The 15,676-nt window shown below is 61.0% G+C and carries 14 protein-coding genes; 12 read left to right on the top strand and 2 right to left on the bottom strand.

From position 1 onward, the window contains the following. Nucleotides 1-430: 430 nt before the first annotated feature. The 8 genes from pal (at nucleotide 431) to WH87_RS01855 (ending at nucleotide 9,416) form a co-directional block, all read left to right on the top strand. Complete coding sequence (pal, locus tag WH87_RS01890; RefSeq protein WP_046140167.1) at nucleotides 431-886, top strand: peptidoglycan-associated lipoprotein Pal; 456 nt, start codon at nucleotides 431-433, stop codon at nucleotides 884-886. Between the two features lie 175 nt (nucleotides 887-1,061). Then, entirely contained in the window at nucleotides 1,062-2,105 is a 1,044-nt protein-coding gene (gene ybgF / locus WH87_RS01885; protein WP_046140069.1) for a tol-pal system protein YbgF, read from the top strand. After that, nucleotides 2,090-3,364, top strand: a complete 1,275-nt coding sequence (tilS, locus tag WH87_RS01880; RefSeq protein ID WP_052726557.1) for a tRNA lysidine(34) synthetase TilS — start codon at nucleotides 2,090-2,092, stop codon at nucleotides 3,362-3,364. The genes ybgF and tilS overlap by 16 nt, the downstream gene beginning before the upstream one ends. A 181-nt stretch (nucleotides 3,365-3,545) precedes the next feature. Continuing rightward, complete coding sequence (gene ftsH, locus WH87_RS01875) at nucleotides 3,546-5,477, top strand: ATP-dependent zinc metalloprotease FtsH (protein ID WP_046140070.1); 1,932 nt, start codon at nucleotides 3,546-3,548, stop codon at nucleotides 5,475-5,477. 133 nt (nucleotides 5,478-5,610) lie between these two features. After that, nucleotides 5,611-6,954, top strand: a complete 1,344-nt coding sequence (glmM, locus tag WH87_RS01870; RefSeq protein WP_046140071.1) for a phosphoglucosamine mutase — start codon at nucleotides 5,611-5,613, stop codon at nucleotides 6,952-6,954. Nucleotides 6,955-7,129: 175 nt separating this feature from the next. Next, nucleotides 7,130-7,879 (top strand): hypothetical protein, encoded by a 750-nt coding sequence (locus WH87_RS01865; RefSeq protein ID WP_046140072.1) that lies wholly within the window; start codon nucleotides 7,130-7,132, stop codon nucleotides 7,877-7,879. Between the two features lie 116 nt (nucleotides 7,880-7,995). Further along, nucleotides 7,996-8,979 carry a D-erythronate dehydrogenase gene (gene denD, locus WH87_RS01860; RefSeq protein WP_046140073.1) on the top strand — a complete coding sequence of 328 codons (984 nt, stop codon included), beginning with the start codon at nucleotides 7,996-7,998 and terminating at the stop codon, nucleotides 8,977-8,979. Continuing rightward, a complete protein-coding gene (locus tag WH87_RS01855; RefSeq protein ID WP_046140074.1) occupies nucleotides 8,976-9,416 on the top strand; it encodes an acetyltransferase in 441 nt (146 codons plus the stop codon). Before denD ends, WH87_RS01855 begins: the two co-directional genes overlap by 4 nt. Nucleotides 9,417-9,425: 9 nt before the next feature. Here WH87_RS01855 and WH87_RS01850 read toward each other — a convergent pair whose 3' ends face one another. Beyond that, nucleotides 9,426-9,731, bottom strand: a complete 306-nt coding sequence (locus tag WH87_RS01850) for a hypothetical protein (protein ID WP_156167920.1) — start codon at nucleotides 9,729-9,731, stop codon at nucleotides 9,426-9,428. A gap of 65 nt (nucleotides 9,732-9,796) precedes the next feature. After that, on the bottom strand, nucleotides 9,797-10,561 hold the full coding sequence (locus WH87_RS01845; protein ID WP_197410701.1) for an IclR family transcriptional regulator: 765 nt from the start codon (nucleotides 10,559-10,561) through the stop codon (nucleotides 9,797-9,799). Between the two features lie 149 nt (nucleotides 10,562-10,710). Here WH87_RS01845 and WH87_RS01840 point away from each other — a divergent pair, with 149 nt between their 5' ends. The 4 genes from WH87_RS01840 to WH87_RS01825 are packed head-to-tail and all read left to right on the top strand — an operon-like array spanning nucleotide 10,711 to nucleotide 15,641. Next, nucleotides 10,711-12,150: an aldehyde dehydrogenase family protein gene (locus tag WH87_RS01840; RefSeq protein ID WP_046140077.1), complete on the top strand. Its 1,440-nt coding sequence runs from the start codon at nucleotides 10,711-10,713 to the stop codon at nucleotides 12,148-12,150. A 1-nt stretch (nucleotide 12,151) separates the two neighbouring features. Beyond that, nucleotides 12,152-13,672, top strand: coding sequence for a sugar ABC transporter ATP-binding protein (locus WH87_RS01835; protein ID WP_046140078.1), 1,521 nt, complete (start codon nucleotides 12,152-12,154; stop codon nucleotides 13,670-13,672). After that, on the top strand, nucleotides 13,669-14,628 hold the full coding sequence (locus tag WH87_RS01830) for an ABC transporter permease (RefSeq protein ID WP_052726558.1): 960 nt from the start codon (nucleotides 13,669-13,671) through the stop codon (nucleotides 14,626-14,628). Before WH87_RS01835 ends, WH87_RS01830 begins: the two co-directional genes overlap by 4 nt. 56 nt (nucleotides 14,629-14,684) lie before the next feature. After that, entirely contained in the window at nucleotides 14,685-15,641 is a 957-nt protein-coding gene (locus WH87_RS01825; RefSeq protein WP_052726559.1) for a substrate-binding domain-containing protein, read from the top strand. Nucleotides 15,642-15,676 lie beyond the last annotated feature (35 nt).

Here is a 15,676-nt window from a genome sequence, read left to right as displayed (position 1 = left end):
TGTAAAATGAGGAAGCAGGCGCGTTGAACCCTGCTCGCCTCGCAGGGTTCGTGTGGTGACGGGTGCTAAATCAGCGCAAGACCCATCCCGCACGCCCTGAGGAGCGTACGTTGATGAGCATGGTAATGGTGCGCAGCATGGTCATGCGCAGATGCTAACAGTCTGTGCACACTTGGCAACCCGAATGCTAACGCTTGGGTGGCGGCATTTAACCTTAATGTGATCGTCAGATGGCTTGTGGCCATTCTGCATCATCTTGAAAAAGCCAGTATTCCCGCCACATTCGCGCCGCGATAGGCAAACATTAACCAAGCTCACAAACTCGGCCTTAAGAATAAGCACGGTAAATGCCGTGGCTAAGATTGTTGCCTTTCAGGAGCCCACCGTGGTCATCACCGCACCTCTCAATACCGCGCTGCGCGCTGCCGCGATGCTGCTTTTCATCGTTGTCATCGCCGCGTGTTCGCGTACGCCTAACAACAATGTCGGCATGACCGGCGTCGGCAATACCGGCCCAGGTGGCGGTGCTCCCGGCAGCCAGCAGGAATTCCTCGTGTCCGTTGGCGATCGCGTGTTCTTCACCACCGATTCGTCCTCGCTGACCCCAGAAGCCATGGCAACCCTGGACAAGCAGGCGCAGTGGCTGAACCAGTACGCCAACTACCGCATCCTGATCGAAGGCCACGCCGACGAGCGCGGCACCCGCGAATACAACATCGCGCTGGGCGCTCGCCGTTCCTCGATCGTGGTGAACTATCTGGTGTCCCGCGGCGTCAACGCCCAGCGCATCCAGTCCAAGTCGTTCGGCAAGGAGCGCCCAGTGGCGATCTGTAACGACATTTCGTGCTGGAGCCAGAACCGCCGCGCTGTGACGGTCGTTCAATAATTTGATCCGGTTGCGCGCTGCGCAGCCGTGAAGGATCCAGTGCAAACTGGAGGCAAGAGCGTCCGGAGCCAGTTAAATGGCCCGGGCGCTTTCTTTTGACCAAGATTGGACTTTATTGCCGGGTCCTCAAAGGTCCATGCTTGCACATAGTAGAGCTGAACGGAGACTAAGAGTTTTGAAGACCATCCTTCCAACCAAGGCGAGCCTTTCGGCGATGTTCGCCGCAGCCCTGGCGCTCGGCATTGCCGTGCCCGCCCAGGCGGCCATATTCAACACGCCGCCGGCCAATGTGGGCCAGGTGCTGAGCGACGCCACGCCAGACCGTGTGCTAGTTGCACAGGCACCCGATGCCGCGCAGCTGATGGTGCGCATCCAGCAGCTTGAAGAGCAGCTTCGCTCCGTCAATGGCCAGGTCGAAGGCCTGACCTTCCAGCTGACGCAGATGCAGACGCTGATCGAGCGCATGACCGAAGATAATGAGTTCCGCTTCCAGGCGCTCGAAGGCGGTGCCAGCCCAAAAACTAATGCGGTAACCCAACCGGGCGGCGTGACGCAGCCCGAGGCGTTGCCGCATGACCCGGCCCAGACGACCACCGACGCGCCCGAAGATGCGCCAACAACGATTATCCCCGAGCAGGGCGTCAAGCCATTGCCCGGTGAGGCAGAGTTCGACCCGACTTTTGACGATGGCAGTGCCGCGCCGATGGACGACGTTGGCAATTCCGGCGATCCATTGGTCGGCACCGGTGCCACGGGCGGCGTTGACCTGACGACTGGTCAACCGTTGAACCTCAGCTATGATCCTGCCGCCGCCCCGTCGGGCAATGCAGATGCGGATGCGCAATACGCTGCTGGTCTCGATGCGATTCAGCGGGGTGATTACACCTTTGCCGAGGATCAGTTCAGCCAGTTTATCGAGCTCTATCCCGATAATCCGCAGGTGGCTGATGCAGCCAATTTTCTGGGCGATGCCCTGTTGAAGCGGGCGGCTTATGATCAGGCTGCAGAAGTGCTGCTCAATGCCTTCCAGAAGAGCCCGACCAGCCCGCGCGCGCCCGAACTGCTGCTCAAGCTGGGCATGTCCCTGTCTGGGGCAGGGGAACGTGAAACAGCCTGCCGCACCTTCGCCGAAATCGACAAGCGCTATACGGGCCTAACCCCAGCACTCGTCAGCTTGCTGGCGACGGAAAGGTCCAGGGCCGAATGCCCACCCGCCTAACGCCTGATTTTGATGACGCCAATGCGCTCGATGGCCTGTTTTCCGGTATTGCCGGAGAACGTGCCGTCGGGCTGGCGGTGTCTGGTGGCGCCGATAGCCTTGCGTTGATGGTGCTGGCGCAGCGCTGGGCGGCTGGGCGTCCCGATGCACCAAGGCTGCATGTCTATTCGGTCGACCACGGCCTCCGACCCGAGGCCGCCACAGAGGTGACGATGGTGCTGGCAGCGGCCCAGTCCCTTGGGCTGGCTGCTACGGGCCTGCAATGGCTGGGCGACAAGCCTCTGACCGGTATTTCCGAAGCCGCCCGACAGGCCCGCTATGGTCTGATGGCAGAGGCGATGGCGCGTGATGGCGCAAGCGTTCTGCTGACTGGCCATCACCGCAATGATCAGGCCGAAACGGTCCTGATGCGGCTCGCCCATGGCAGCGGCATCGAGGGGTTGCGGGGCATGGCCAGCTTTGCCGATGTCGAGGGCGTTCGTGTGCATCGCCCGTTGCTCGACATTGATCCGGCCGCGCTTCGGGCGGTGGTCGAAGGGGCAGGGCTGATGCCTGCGCTCGACCCGTCAAATGATGATGAGCACTACGAGCGCGTGCGTTGGCGCAAGGCCATGCCGCAATTGGCGGCGCTTGGGCTCGATGCCCCCGCTATCGCGCTCTTTGCCGAACGCATGGGCGAAGCCGATGCGGCAATTGCCCAAATGGCGGCGGGCTGCTTTGCTGAGATGGTCCGGCTCGATGGCTTTGGCGCGGCGCGCATCGACATGCCGACGCTACTGGGGCTCAGCCCCGCGATTTCCACCCGGCTTTTGGGGCGCGTGCTCAATATTGTCGGCGGCCGCCAGAAACCGCGGGCTTTGGGGCAGGTCGAGCGGTTGCGCGAGAGCATCGCCACCGGCGAGTTGCCAAAATCGACCACCGTTCTCGGCTGTGTCGTCCGCATCAAGGATGGTGCGCTGACCATCGCGCGAGAGCCGGGACGGGCTGTGCCGCCTGATGCCATTTTGGCGCCACATGGCGAGCTGGTGTGGGATGAGCGCTTCCGCATCGTCAACAGTTCGGGCGAAACGGGCCTGATTGCCAGCGTTGCCGACTACCTGCCGCGACATCGCCTGGAAGATTTTTTGGGCTTCAAAGTGACGGCGCCAGCCGAGGCAATTCGGACTGCACCGATTGTGCGCGATGCCGATGGGGGCGTTTTATCCCTTGGTGGCTGGTCATTTGACGACCGCATCACCGTGCAGCTGTTGATCGATTGATGGGCCAAAACAACGCTCTAAAGCGGTCCGGTGACCACCCCATATTAACCGAATGACGACATAATGACTTTACGGGGCGCCCAAAGGGCCGCAGGTCTTGCCCTTGTAACGCCCCATTGCCGGACATACATTCGGCTTACGCGCGGGCAGATTTAGCGCTCGCATCTCCGGGACAGGATTGATGAACGGAAATTTCCGCAACTTCGCCATCTGGCTGGTTATACTTTTCATGCTGATGGGCCTGTTCCAGGTCTTCCAGTCTTCTTCGCGCTCCGTTTCGGTCTCCGACAAGAGCTATAGCCAGTTTGTGACCGATGTGGATGCAGGCCGGGTACAGAGCGTGGTGATCACCAATAACGTGGTCTCCGGTGCGCTCGCCGATGGCACGCGCTTTGAAACCGTGCTGCCTGACGGCGCGGACATTGTCTCTCGCCTTGAGCAGAAGAATGTGTCGATCACGGCGCGTGCGCCCGAATCGAGCCCGTTCTGGTCGATCCTGCTCAGCTCCTGGCTCCCCTTCATCGTCATCATCGGCGTGTGGTTCTTCTTCATACGGCAGATGCAGGGCGGCGGCCGTGGCGGCGCGATGGGCTTTGGCAAATCGCGCGCAAAGCTGCTGACCGAAACCCATGGCAAGGTGACATTCGAAGACGTTGCCGGCGTGGACGAGGCCAAGCAGGACCTTGAGGAAATCGTGGAATTCCTGCGCGACCCTGGCAAGTTCCAGCGCTTGGGTGGTCGTATCCCACGCGGCGTGCTGCTCGTCGGCCCTCCCGGTACCGGTAAGACGCTGCTGGCCCGTTCGGTCGCCGGCGAAGCCAATGTGCCGTTCTTCACCATCTCGGGTTCGGACTTCGTTGAAATGTTCGTCGGTGTCGGCGCGTCCCGCGTTCGCGACATGTTCGAGCAGGCCAAGAAGAACGCGCCTTGCATTATCTTCATCGACGAAATCGACGCCGTCGGTCGCCAGCGTGGCGCCGGCATGGGCGGCGGTAACGACGAACGCGAACAGACCCTCAACCAGCTCCTCGTCGAGATGGACGGCTTTGAAGCCAATGAAGGCATCATCCTGATCGCTGCAACCAACCGTCCCGACGTTCTCGATCCAGCCCTGCTGCGTCCAGGCCGCTTCGACCGTCAGGTCGTGGTGCCAAACCCAGACGTATCGGGCCGCGAAAAGGTGCTCAAGGTTCACGTCCGCAAGGTGCCTCTGGCCCCAGATGTGGATCTGAAGGTTCTGGCTCGTGGTACGCCCGGTTTCTCCGGTGCTGACCTGATGAACCTCGTCAACGAAGCAGCCCTGATGGCGGCCCGCCGCAACAAGCGCTTCGTGACCCATGCCGAGTTCGAAGACGCCAAGGACAAGATCATGATGGGCGCCGAGCGCCGCACCATGGCCATGTCCGAGGACGAGAAGAAGCTGACCGCCTATCACGAAGCTGGCCACGCCATCATCGCGCTCAAGGTTGCCGGTATCGATCCGATCCACAAGGCGACGATCATTCCGCGCGGTCGTGCGCTGGGCATGGTCATGACCTTGCCGGAAAGCGACAGCTATTCGTTCAGCCGTGAGAAGGCTCTGGCCCGCCTCACCATGCTGTTCGGTGGTCGCGAAGCTGAGATCATCAAGTTCGGCCCTGAAAAGGTCACTTCGGGTGCCTCGGGCGATATCCAGATGGCGACCAGCCTTGCCCGGTCGATGGTGATGGAATGGGGCATGAGCGAAAAGCTCGGCCGCGTCCGCTACAAGTCGAGCGAGCAGGAAGTGTTCATCGGTCACTCGATGACCCAGTCGACCAACATGTCGGACGACACCGCAAAGCTGATCGACCAGGAAGTGCGCAAGCTCATTGAGGATGGCGAAGCTTCTGCCAAGCACATCCTGACCACCTATCATGATCAGTGGGAAGCCATCGCTCAGGCGCTGCTCGAATATGAAACGCTGACGGGTGACGAGCTGCGTGCGCTGATGGAAGGCCACCAGCCGGTTCGTCCGGACGACAATGATCACTCTGCGCCCAAGGCGACGGGTGTTCCGTCCGCCGGTAAATCGGGCAAAAAGCGCCCAGAGGCTCCACCGGAAGGTGGCCTTGAGCCCCAGCCGGGCAGTTAGAACCGGAACAACATTAAGGGTCGCCGCAAGGCGGCCCTTTTTCTTGTGCGATTTCTCCGCTATTCCGCCCTAAGTTGATTTTAGTATTGCTGGTGTTCAGTGGGACATCGCGCTGACAATTAGAGGGCACAGCATGGCCAGAAAATACTTCGGCACCGACGGCATCCGTGGCCTGGCCAATGGCGACAAGCTGACGCCGGATCTGGCGATGAAGGTCGGCATGGCCGCCGGCACCAAGTTCGTCCGCGGCGAACACCGCAATCGCGTGGTGATTGGCAAGGATACGCGGCGCTCCGGTTACATGATCGAGACCGCGCTGACCGCAGGCTTCACGGCCGTGGGCATGGACGTCTATCTGCTTGGGCCGATGCCGACCCCGGCCGTGGCGATGCTGACGCGCTCGCTCCGGGCCGATCTGGGCGTCATGATTTCGGCGTCGCACAATCCCTATGACGATAACGGCATCAAACTGTTCCGTCCCGATGGCTACAAGCTCAGCGACGAGGTTGAACTCGATATCGAGCGCCTGCTCGACAGCGACATGTCCAGCCTTTTGGCGCATGGCCGCGACATTGGTCGCGCCTATCGCGACGAAGAAGCCCGTACGCGCTACATCGAATACGCCAAGCGCACCCTCCCGCGGAACATCGATCTGGGTGGACTCCGTGTGGTGCTCGATTGTGCCAATGGCGCTGCATATAAGGTCGCGCCCGTCGCATTGTGGGAGCTTGGTGCAGAGGTTTTCACCATTGGCGCCGAGCCCGATGGCTTTAACATCAACCACAAGGTTGGCTCGACCGCGCCCGAAGCCGTTGCGGCCAAGGTCAAGGAATTCCGTGCCGATATCGGCATTGCACTCGATGGTGATGCCGACCGCGTCATCATCATCGACGAAAAGGGCAATGTAGTTGATGGCGACCAGTTCATGGCCGTCATCGCGCACAGCTGGATGGAGCGCGAGATGCTGCAGGGTGGTGGCATTGTCGCCACTATCATGTCCAATCTCGGCCTCGAGCGCTACCTGACCTCACTGGGGCTGACACTTGAGCGTACCCAGGTGGGCGACCGCTATGTACTTGAGGCCATGCGCGCCAAGGGCTTCAACGTCGGCGGTGAACAGTCGGGCCACATCATCCTGTCCGATTTCACCACGACAGGGGACGGGCTTGTCGCGGCGCTGCAATTGCTGGCTGTGCTCAAGCAGCAGAACCGCACGATCTCGGAAATCTGTGCGCGCTTCACCAAAGTCCCGCAGCTGTTGCGCAATGTGAAGTTCAAGTCCGGCAAGCCGCTGGAGAACAAGCACGTGGTGCAGGCCATCAATGACGGTCAGGCTACTCTCGGCGGCGGTGGCCGGTTGGTGGTCCGTGCATCGGGCACCGAGCCCGTGATCCGTGTGATGGGCGAGGCGGACGATGAGGCTCTGGTGGCTTCCGTTGTCGGCCAGATTGAAGCCGCGATATTAGCAGTCGTCTAGGTCGAAGTTGTTGATACGCGCTGTCCCAGTACTTGGTCGGCGCGTATTCTTGAAAGGTTACGACCTGAACTGGGGCGGTCATTAGGGTTAAGTGTTTAGGTTAAGCGCGTTTTAAGGAAATTGTCCGATATTGGGTGCAATCGACTGATGTCGTGGCAATCAAAGGACGTTTCATATGCGCAAGCTCATCGCTGCGATCTTGGTGGCTGGTGCCGCCGTCATGGGTGGCTCGGCGGTGGCCGCAGACTTCCCGCTCTATCCGCCGGTCATCGAAATTCCCGACGTCAACTATGGCGTTCAGGGCTCCTTCTACCTGCGTGGTAGCGGCGCGTGGAACACGATCTGGTCCAAGGAAGTGTCGGGCTACGACTGTACGCCTGGTTGCGGTGGGACCGTTCAGCGCTTTGATTGGCCACTGGCCCAGCTGGGTTACGGTTACAGCGTAGGTGCTGGTTTCGGCTACGAAACCGGCACTGGCCTTCGCTTCGACGCGACTCTTGACTATGTGAGCAACTCCGGTGCCACAGTTGAGAAGACTGCCGTAGTCGCCATCCCAGGCAAGTACTCGGTCAACCTGCGTTCCACTCTCGCCCTCGCCAACGTCTATTACGATTTCGCTTTCAGCGACTATGGCTATGGCGCCGCTGGCGGCGCGTTCGGTTATGTCGGCGCTGGCGCCGGTGTTGCCGTGAACCATGTTTCGGTGGATGCGCCGTTCGCTATTCCATCTGGCGGCAATACCAGTCTTGCGGCTGCAGCCATGGTTGGCGTTGGTTATGACTTTGGCGCCGTTGTTGCCGATCTCGGCTACCGTGCGGTCTACATCAACCACATCAACAATGGCGCCACCGGCGACACTAAGGTCTGGGCTGACAATGCCTGGTTGCATGAAGTGCGCGGCACGTTGCGCTACCGCTTCAACTAAGCGCCTGGCCTCCAGCATCGAACCCACTGAAATCGGCGCCCATCGGGCGCCGATTTTGTTTATGTCCCGCCTCCGCTTGTGCCTAAACTGAGCGCGCGATTTGCAGGGAGGTTGGCGTGAAGGTTCTGGTTATTGGGGCGGCGGGTATGGTTGGCCGCAAACTTGTCGCGGCGCTGCTTAAGGCAGGGCAGGTGGGTGGGCGTGCGCTTTCGGGGATCACCCTTGCCGACATTGTCGCCCCTCAAATTCCCAAATCCAGCATCACCATAGAGGCGGTCGCTGCCGACCTTTCGGTGGACGGCGTTGCAGAAGGCCTGATTGGCCTGCGTCCGGACCTGATCTTCCACCTCGCGGCCATTGTTTCGGGCGAGGCAGAGGCCGATTTTGAAAAGGGCTATCGGATCAATCTCGATGGTACCCGCCACCTGTTCGAAGCGATCCGGCTGGTTGGCTCCCCCTATAAGCCGCGTTTGGTGTTTACCTCATCGATCGCCGTTTTCGGAGAGCCTCTGCCTGCCGTCATTGGCGATAGCCAGCATCATACGCCGCTCACCAGCTATGGGACGCAGAAGGCCATCTGTGAGTTGTTGCTGGCCGACTATTCACGGCGCGGCTTCTTCGAGGGCGTTGGTATTCGCCTGCCGACTATCGCGGTGCGCCCTGGCAAACCGAACAAGGCGGCATCCGGCTTTTTCTCTGGGATCATTCGCGAGCCTCTCGCGGGTGTCGAGGCCATTCTGCCGGTCGATGACAGCGTGCGCCACTGGTTCGCCAGCCCGCGTGCGGCGGTGGGCTTCCTGCTCCACGCGGCAGCGATTGATACGGCCCTGCTCGGCAATCAGCCCAACCTGACAATGCCCGGACTCGCGGCCACTGTGGGCGAACAGATTGCCGCGCTGGAACGGGTTGCGGGACCCCAGGCGGTTCAGCTAATCCGACGCGAGCGTGATGAAACCATCGCCAAAATCGTGGCTGGATGGCCGCAGGCTTTCGAGGCCCAACGGGCTCGCGCTTTGGGCTTCCGGGGCGAGACAGAATTTGACGATATTATCCGCGTCTATCTCGAAGACGAGTTGGCGCGGGGCAACGGGACGACATGACTACACTGAGAAAATCCACCGCCGGGGATGGCGAGGCAGTTTTGGATATTTGGCGACGCGCGGTTGATGCGACGCATGACTTCCTGTCACCAGAAGACCGGCAGGCCATTGAGGCTGAGGTGGTCTCGTTTCTGCCGCATGTCGAGCTGGATCTGGCTGTGGACGACAACGATCGGCCGTGCGGTTTCATGTTCCTGACTCCGGGACGCATGGAAGCGCTCTTCATTGATCCGGACATGCGCGGCACCGGCATCGGCCGCATGCTTGTGGCTGCCGCCGTTCAGCAGTTCCCCGGTCTGGCAACCGAGGTTAACGCGCAGAACGCCCAGGCAGCGGGCTTTTATCAGCGTCTGGGCTTTGTCGAGACTGGACGCTCCCAGCTTGACGGACAGGGGCGGCCCTATCCGTTGATCCATCTGCGGCACCGCAGCGACTGAAGGCGCAGGTCAGTCGCAGGTATCGGTGAAGTCGAGCGTGTAGGTGGTCTTGCCGACGCCCTGCGGCGGTACTGGGGTCAGAAAAACCACCAGATCGCAGTCCTGGGTCCGTATCGTCCACTCACGGGCGCCATCGTCGCGCGTGCCCGTATTGGAGACGTAGCCAATGGGGGCCTGCCGCAGCGCATCTGCAACATCGCTGTCGCTGAGAATGGTCTGGATCTGCTCGGCGCTATCATAAAATCCTGACAGTGCGGCAAAAGCCGGTGTGGTTCCGACCATCAAGGCAGCAGCGATAAAAAATGCAAATTTCACGACGTGTTCCTCCAACCCTGTCTGCATGTACACCGCAGCCCGGCCACGCGCCAGCGTCGAGGGCGCTATCCCCCAAGCTTGTCCGACAGTGCTCTGGCATGGCCCAGAAGGATGTCCCGAAGGTGTTCGAGCTTGGGGATATCAAAGCGGCTGCTGGGACCTGAGATAGCGATGCCGCCGGGGACAAGCCCACCACGTTCGAAAACCGCCACTGCGACACAGCGCATGTCAGGCGCCAATTCCATGTCGTCAAACGCGTAGCGCTGGGCACGCACCAGTGCCAGTTCGCGCCGCATGGCGTCGGGGTCGGTTATGGTATTGGGGGCGATCTTGGGCAGGCCCTTGGCGATGATGGCATCGGCAAAGCGCGCATCCTGATAGGCCAATATAACCTTGCCGATCGAGGTTGAGGGCAAGGCGGAGCGATCACCGATTTGAAAGTCCACGCTGACGCGCTGAGTGCCCTTAGCGCGGAATAGCAATACGGCGCTTTCGCCTTCCAGCATGGAATAGTGGACAGTCTCGCCGGTTTCATCGGCGATCTGGCGGATGCATGACAGGATCTGCAAGGCACGGTCGTCTTCGCGGATCAGGTTGCGCGTCAAAGACAGCACTTTCAGACTCAGCGCGTAGTTTTTGGCGCTTTCGTCGCGCGTGACGTAGCCAGCCTGCACCAGAGTCATCAACATGCGGTACGCGGTTGCTCGATCGGCTCCGATGCCTGTGGCAACCTCGATGACCGATAGAGGTCGCCGTTGCTCTCCCAGAAAGTCCAATACAGACAATGCCTTGAGCGCTGTTGCGCTAATATTCGTATCTAACGTGCTCATGTCTTTCCGGCGAAGCTGATCGTTCATTATTCGTATAGTTCAGTTGATATGTATCCGCAAGATCATTTTTCGTTGACTCATTTCAACTGTTGAACTACCTCAAGACCAAGCAAGAAAAAACTATGCGGGTCTCGGGGGAGCGATCACCGATGGATATGCTGATCAACAGCATCTGGACGCAGGCGTCCGACGGCACCGTCGATCCGGTGACCAACCCGGCGACCGGAGAAACCATCGACACGGTGCCGCGCGCCACCACAGTTGACGTCGATGCTGCCGTTGCCGCAGCGCAGGCAGGTCGGCGGGCGATGGCGGAACTGCCAGCCTATCGGCGTTATGAAATTCTTGAGGCCGTGGCACGGCGTATTGAAGCCAATCAGACCGAGCTGGGTGCGCGCCTCTGCCGCGAAAACGGCAAGCGGCTGGCCGAAACCACCAGCGAAGTTGGCGTCGCGGCGCGGATTTTCCGCGGCTATGCCGAAGAAGCCAAACGCCTGTTTGGCCGTACCTTTCCGCTCGATACCATTCCGGGCCGCGAAAAGTCGCTGGCGCTGACCACGCGCGAGCCAGTAGGTGTCGTTGTGGCTATCGTGCCGTTCAACTATCCGGTCGAGCTGTGGAGCCACAAGGTCGCCGGTGGGCTAGCCGCCGGCAATGCCGTCATCACCAAGCCGCCCGAAGATTGCCCATTGGTGATGCTGGAAATCGCCCGCTACCTGGAAGAAGCCGGCCTGCCAAAGGCTGCTCATCAGGTGGTCACTGGCGGTCGCGAGGTTGGCGAAGCGCTGGTGCGCTCGCCGGGCGTGCAGATGATCACCATGACCGGCAGCACCGCCGCCGGTATCCGAATTCTCGAAGTTGCTGCCAAGACGCTCAAGAAGGTTCACGTTGAACTCGGCGGCAATGACGCGACCATTGTGTGTGAAGACGCCGATATTCCCGCTGTCGCGGCGGCGCTGGTTGCCGGTCGCTTCACCAGCGGCAACGGCCAGATTTGCTGCGCGGTGAAGCGGGTCCTGGTGCAGCGTTCCGTCTATGCGCCATTGCTGGAAGCGGTCACCACCATCACCAAGACCCTGCGCGTCGGTGACCCCACCAATGACGACATCGATATCGGGCCATTGATCAACCGTCGTGGCGCCGAGCGCGTCGAAGCCCAGATTGCCCAGGCCGTCGCTGATGGCGCAACCGTGGTCACCGGTGGCACGCGGCGCGACAATTTCATCGAGCCCACCATTCTCACCGGCGTTAAGCCCGGTACGCCTGCCTTTGCCGAAGAAACCTTCGGTCCCGTGCTGCCTATCCTTGCCTATGACGAATTCGAGGATGCCTTGGCTCTGGCCAACGACAGCCCCTATGGCCTGCAGGCGGCGATTTTCACCAATGACATGCGCCGCATCATGCGCGCCTATGAAGTGCTCGATGTGGGCACGGTGGTGGTCAATCACACGACGGCTGTGCGCGTGGAGACCCTGCCATTCGGCGGCAATCGCGGCAGCGGCAATTCCCGCGAGGGCATGCATGACACGCTGCATGACATGACCAAGCAGAAGACGCTGCTGCTCAGCGAAGTCTTCGGGGCGATCTGAGATGGCGCGGCTTGAAGTCAGCCACATCGCCAAAAGCTACGACGGCAACAAGGCGGTGCGCGACATCTCCTTTTCCGTCGATGCCGGTCAGGTGCTGGCGTTGTGCGGTGAAAATGGTGCTGGCAAATCCACCCTGATGAAAATGCTGTCCGGCGCCGTTATTCCCGACGAGGGCGATATCGTCGTTGGTGGCGTGGCGGCCAATATTGCCCGACCCGCCGACGCCATGGCGCTGGGCATTCGCACCGTCTATCAGGAACTCAGCCTGCTCCCCCACCTCAGCGTGGCAGAAAACCTGCTGCTTGGCCGTATGCCGCAGCACCTCGGCTTCGTCGTCGACTGGCCTGCGGCAAATGCCCTGGCACAGAGCGTTCTCGCGGGCTTTGGCTTTGAGGCAATCAATCCGCGGACGCTGGTCAGCGAGCTCAGCGTGGCCCAGCAGCAGATCGTTGAAATCGCCAAGGCGCTGGTCGCCGATCCGCGCATTTTGATCCTTGATGAACCGACTGCAGTTCTGTCGGCGTCGGAAACCGACAAGCTCTTTGCCAAGGTGCGGGCGCTGGCAGCGGCGGGCACGACGGTGCTCTATATTTCGCACCGCCTCGAAGAGATTTTCGAGATCGCCGACCATGTCGTGGTGCTCAAGGATGGCCAGAGCGTCATGTCCGGGCCGATTGGCGCGCTGACGCAGGACAGCCTGATCGAAGCCATGGTTGGCCGCCCGCTCGAGACGATCTTTCCGCCGCGCAATCGCACCCCGGGACACGCGGTGCTCGATGTTGCTGGCCTCACTCGCGAAGGTGACTTCGCTGATATCAACCTGACGCTGCATGCCGGCGAAATCCTCGGCATGTTTGGGCTTGTCGGCAGCGGGCGCACCGAAATCGCGAAGTCGATTTTTGGCGCACTCCCGGCCCAGAGCGGGCAGATCAGCCTCGATGGCCAGCCCGTCCGGTTCAGCTCGCCGGAAGATGCGGTGCGGCACGGTCTCGCCTTCATCACCGAAGATCGCAAAGGCGATGGCCTGGCGCTCGATGCCAGCGTGCTCGACAATGCGGGGCTGGCCTCGTTTGATCGCGTCTCCCAGTTTGGGGTGCTCAATATGCGCGAGCGGCGGCAGTTGGTGGACGAAAAGATCGCCCAGCTCTCGATCCGGCCCAAGGGCGTCGAGCGCCCCGTGCGCCAGCTGTCGGGCGGCAATCAGCAAAAGGTGGTGCTGGCCAAGTGGCTTCTGGTGCGCGGCACCAAGCTCTTCATTTTTGATGAGCCAACGCGCGGCGTTGATATCGCCACCAAGGTTGAGATCTACCAGATGATCGCCGATCTGGCCGCCGCCGGCGCTGCCGTGCTGCTCATTTCCTCGGAAATGCCCGAAGTCCTCGGCCTATCCGATCGCCTGCTGGTGCTGCGCGAAGGGAGCATCGTCGCCGAATTGGCGCCACAGGATTTCAAAATGGAAACCGTATTCATGCATGCCGCCGGGATTGATGTTCCGGCCAACACGACGGAGCGTCTGCATTGACCCTGGCCACTCAAACCCTCCCGGACAAGCCGGCCTTCTGGCAGCGCTTCAGCCGCGCCGATCTCATCTTCGTCGTGGCGATCATCGCGCTGATCATCTTCGCCTCGATTGCCTCCGAGGCTTTCCTCACCCAGCGCAATATCGTCAACGTCTCGCGCCAGATTGTCACCAATGGCTTCCTCAGCCTGGGTATGCTGATGGTGATCCGTACCGGCGGCATTGATCTGTCGGTGGGCTCAGTGCTGGCGTTTGCCGGTTTGCTGGCGACGGGCCTTCAGGCCGAAATGCATTTCTCGCTGGCGATCCTGATTGCGCTGGCGATGGGCGGGGCAGTGGGGTGGGCCAATGGCACGCTGATTTCGCGCTTCAACCTGCAGCCGTTCATCGTCACGCTTGCCACCATGGGCAGCCTGCGCGGCCTGCTCTACGTCTATGCCGATACGCCGCGCTATCCGACCGATGAACTGTTCCGTTCCCTGCTGGGTGGTGCGTTTATAGGTCCGGTGCCGGTCAATTTCATCCTGTTTGCGCTGGCTGTGCCGCTGGTGTGGTTCTATCTCGAGCGCACCGTTTCGGGGCGCGCCGCCTATGCGCTGGGCGTCAACAAAGAAGCCGTGCGCCTCGCCGGCATCAATGTCGGCAAGCATCTGACGCTGGCCTATGTGCTGTGCGGTGTGTTCGCCGCCATTGCCGGTGTGCTGCTGTCGAGCCGCCTTGGCATTGCCCAGCCCAGCGTCGGCGTTGGCTATGAACTCGACGCCATCGCGGCCGTGGTTATCGGAGGCGGTCTGCTCGGCGGTGGGGGCGGTACGGCGCTCGGTGTGCTGGGCGGGGTGCTGGCGCTCGCCGTGGTCGACAACGTGCTCAATCTCTTCAACGTCGACTCCTACTACCAGCAGCTGGTGAAGGGGATGATCATTCTTGTTGCGGTGCTGGCTCGCCGAAAAAAGGCCTGACCGCGCATCAACCGCGCGGAACCCATAAAGGGCCGCGCACCAAAGGGAGAAGAACCATGAATACCAAGACGACACGGAACCTGCTGGGGGCAGCAGTCTTCGCAACGGCCATGCTTGGATCGGGCGCCCTGCGCGCACAGGAAGAGATCAAGATTGGTGTGGTCAACCTGTCGCTGTGCTGTGCCTACTTCGTGGGCATGGATGCGGCGGTCAAGGATGAGGCCAAGACCTATTCCAACGTTCGCCTGCTCTCCACCGATGCCGATGGCGACGTCGCCAAGCTGACCTCGGACGTCGATGATCTGCTCAACCAGGGCGTCAAGGGTCTGATCGTTTCCGGTGCGTTCATCGAAGCTGCACCCGCTGCGCTCGAAGCCATTGCCGAAGCGGGCGTGCCGGTGGTCATGGTCGATCGTCTGCTCAAGGGCGGTGACTACACCAGCTGGGTTGGCCCGGATAACCGCGCCATCGGCGAAGGTATTGGCGACTACATCGTCAATCGCCTCGATGGCGCCGGCAAGGTCGTCATCATCCGCGGCGGCCCGGCCGACAACACCATCGGCTCCAACCGCTCCGACGGCGTCAGCGCCAAGCTAGCAGCCGCCAATCTGACCGCTGTGGTCGCACCCGGCTGGGGTGACTGGAGCGCCGATGGCGGCTTCCGCCAGATGGAAGACATGCTGTCCAAGGAAACCGATATCTCGGCAGTGTTCTGCGAAAACGACTCGATGTGCCTGGGCGCTCAGAAGGCCATCGCCGACGCTGGTCTTTCCGACAGCATCTTCATCGCCTCGGTTGATGGTGAAGCTGGCGCTCTGGCCGAAATCGCCCGTGAGGGCAGCAATTACGGCGCGACCGGGCTCAACAGTGCCGACCAGATCGGTCGTGCTGGCTTCAATCGTCTGATGGCCATTCTGGCTGGTGCTTCGGCGCCCAAGGATACCGCGCTGCCGTCGCCGATCATCACCAATGAGAACGTCGTTCGCTTCATCAACGCAGACAGCGTGTTCTAAGCTTCAATCACGTCTCACAAAGAGAACAGCCGGCT

The sequence above is a fragment of the Devosia epidermidihirudinis genome (assembly GCF_000971295.1).
In the GTDB taxonomy this organism is placed as follows: domain Bacteria; phylum Pseudomonadota; class Alphaproteobacteria; order Rhizobiales; family Devosiaceae; genus Devosia; species Devosia epidermidihirudinis.
Note: the sequence above shows the minus strand (reverse complement) of the source record. Positions and strands in the feature narration are given on the sequence as shown.

Excerpts from the sequence above, each read along its gene's own strand:
- glmM (WP_046140071.1), top strand. The coding sequence starts at position 5,611 with ATGGCCAGAAAATACTTCGGCACCGACGGCATCCGTGGCCTGGCCAAT.
- tilS (WP_052726557.1), top strand. The coding sequence starts at position 2,090 with ATGCCCACCCGCCTAACGCCTGATTTTGATGACGCCAATGCGCTCGAT.
- ftsH (WP_046140070.1), top strand. The coding sequence starts at position 3,546 with ATGAACGGAAATTTCCGCAACTTCGCCATCTGGCTGGTTATACTTTTC.
- WH87_RS01825 (WP_052726559.1), top strand. The coding sequence starts at position 14,685 with ATGAATACCAAGACGACACGGAACCTGCTGGGGGCAGCAGTCTTCGCA.
- WH87_RS01845 (WP_197410701.1), bottom strand. The coding sequence starts at position 10,561 with ATGAGCACGTTAGATACGAATATTAGCGCAACAGCGCTCAAGGCATTG.
- WH87_RS01865 (WP_046140072.1), top strand. The coding sequence starts at position 7,130 with ATGCGCAAGCTCATCGCTGCGATCTTGGTGGCTGGTGCCGCCGTCATG.
- WH87_RS01855 (WP_046140074.1), top strand. The coding sequence starts at position 8,976 with ATGACTACACTGAGAAAATCCACCGCCGGGGATGGCGAGGCAGTTTTG.
- pal (WP_046140167.1), top strand. The coding sequence starts at position 431 with ATGCTGCTTTTCATCGTTGTCATCGCCGCGTGTTCGCGTACGCCTAAC.
- WH87_RS01840 (WP_046140077.1), top strand. The coding sequence starts at position 10,711 with ATGGATATGCTGATCAACAGCATCTGGACGCAGGCGTCCGACGGCACC.
- WH87_RS01835 (WP_046140078.1), top strand. The coding sequence starts at position 12,152 with ATGGCGCGGCTTGAAGTCAGCCACATCGCCAAAAGCTACGACGGCAAC.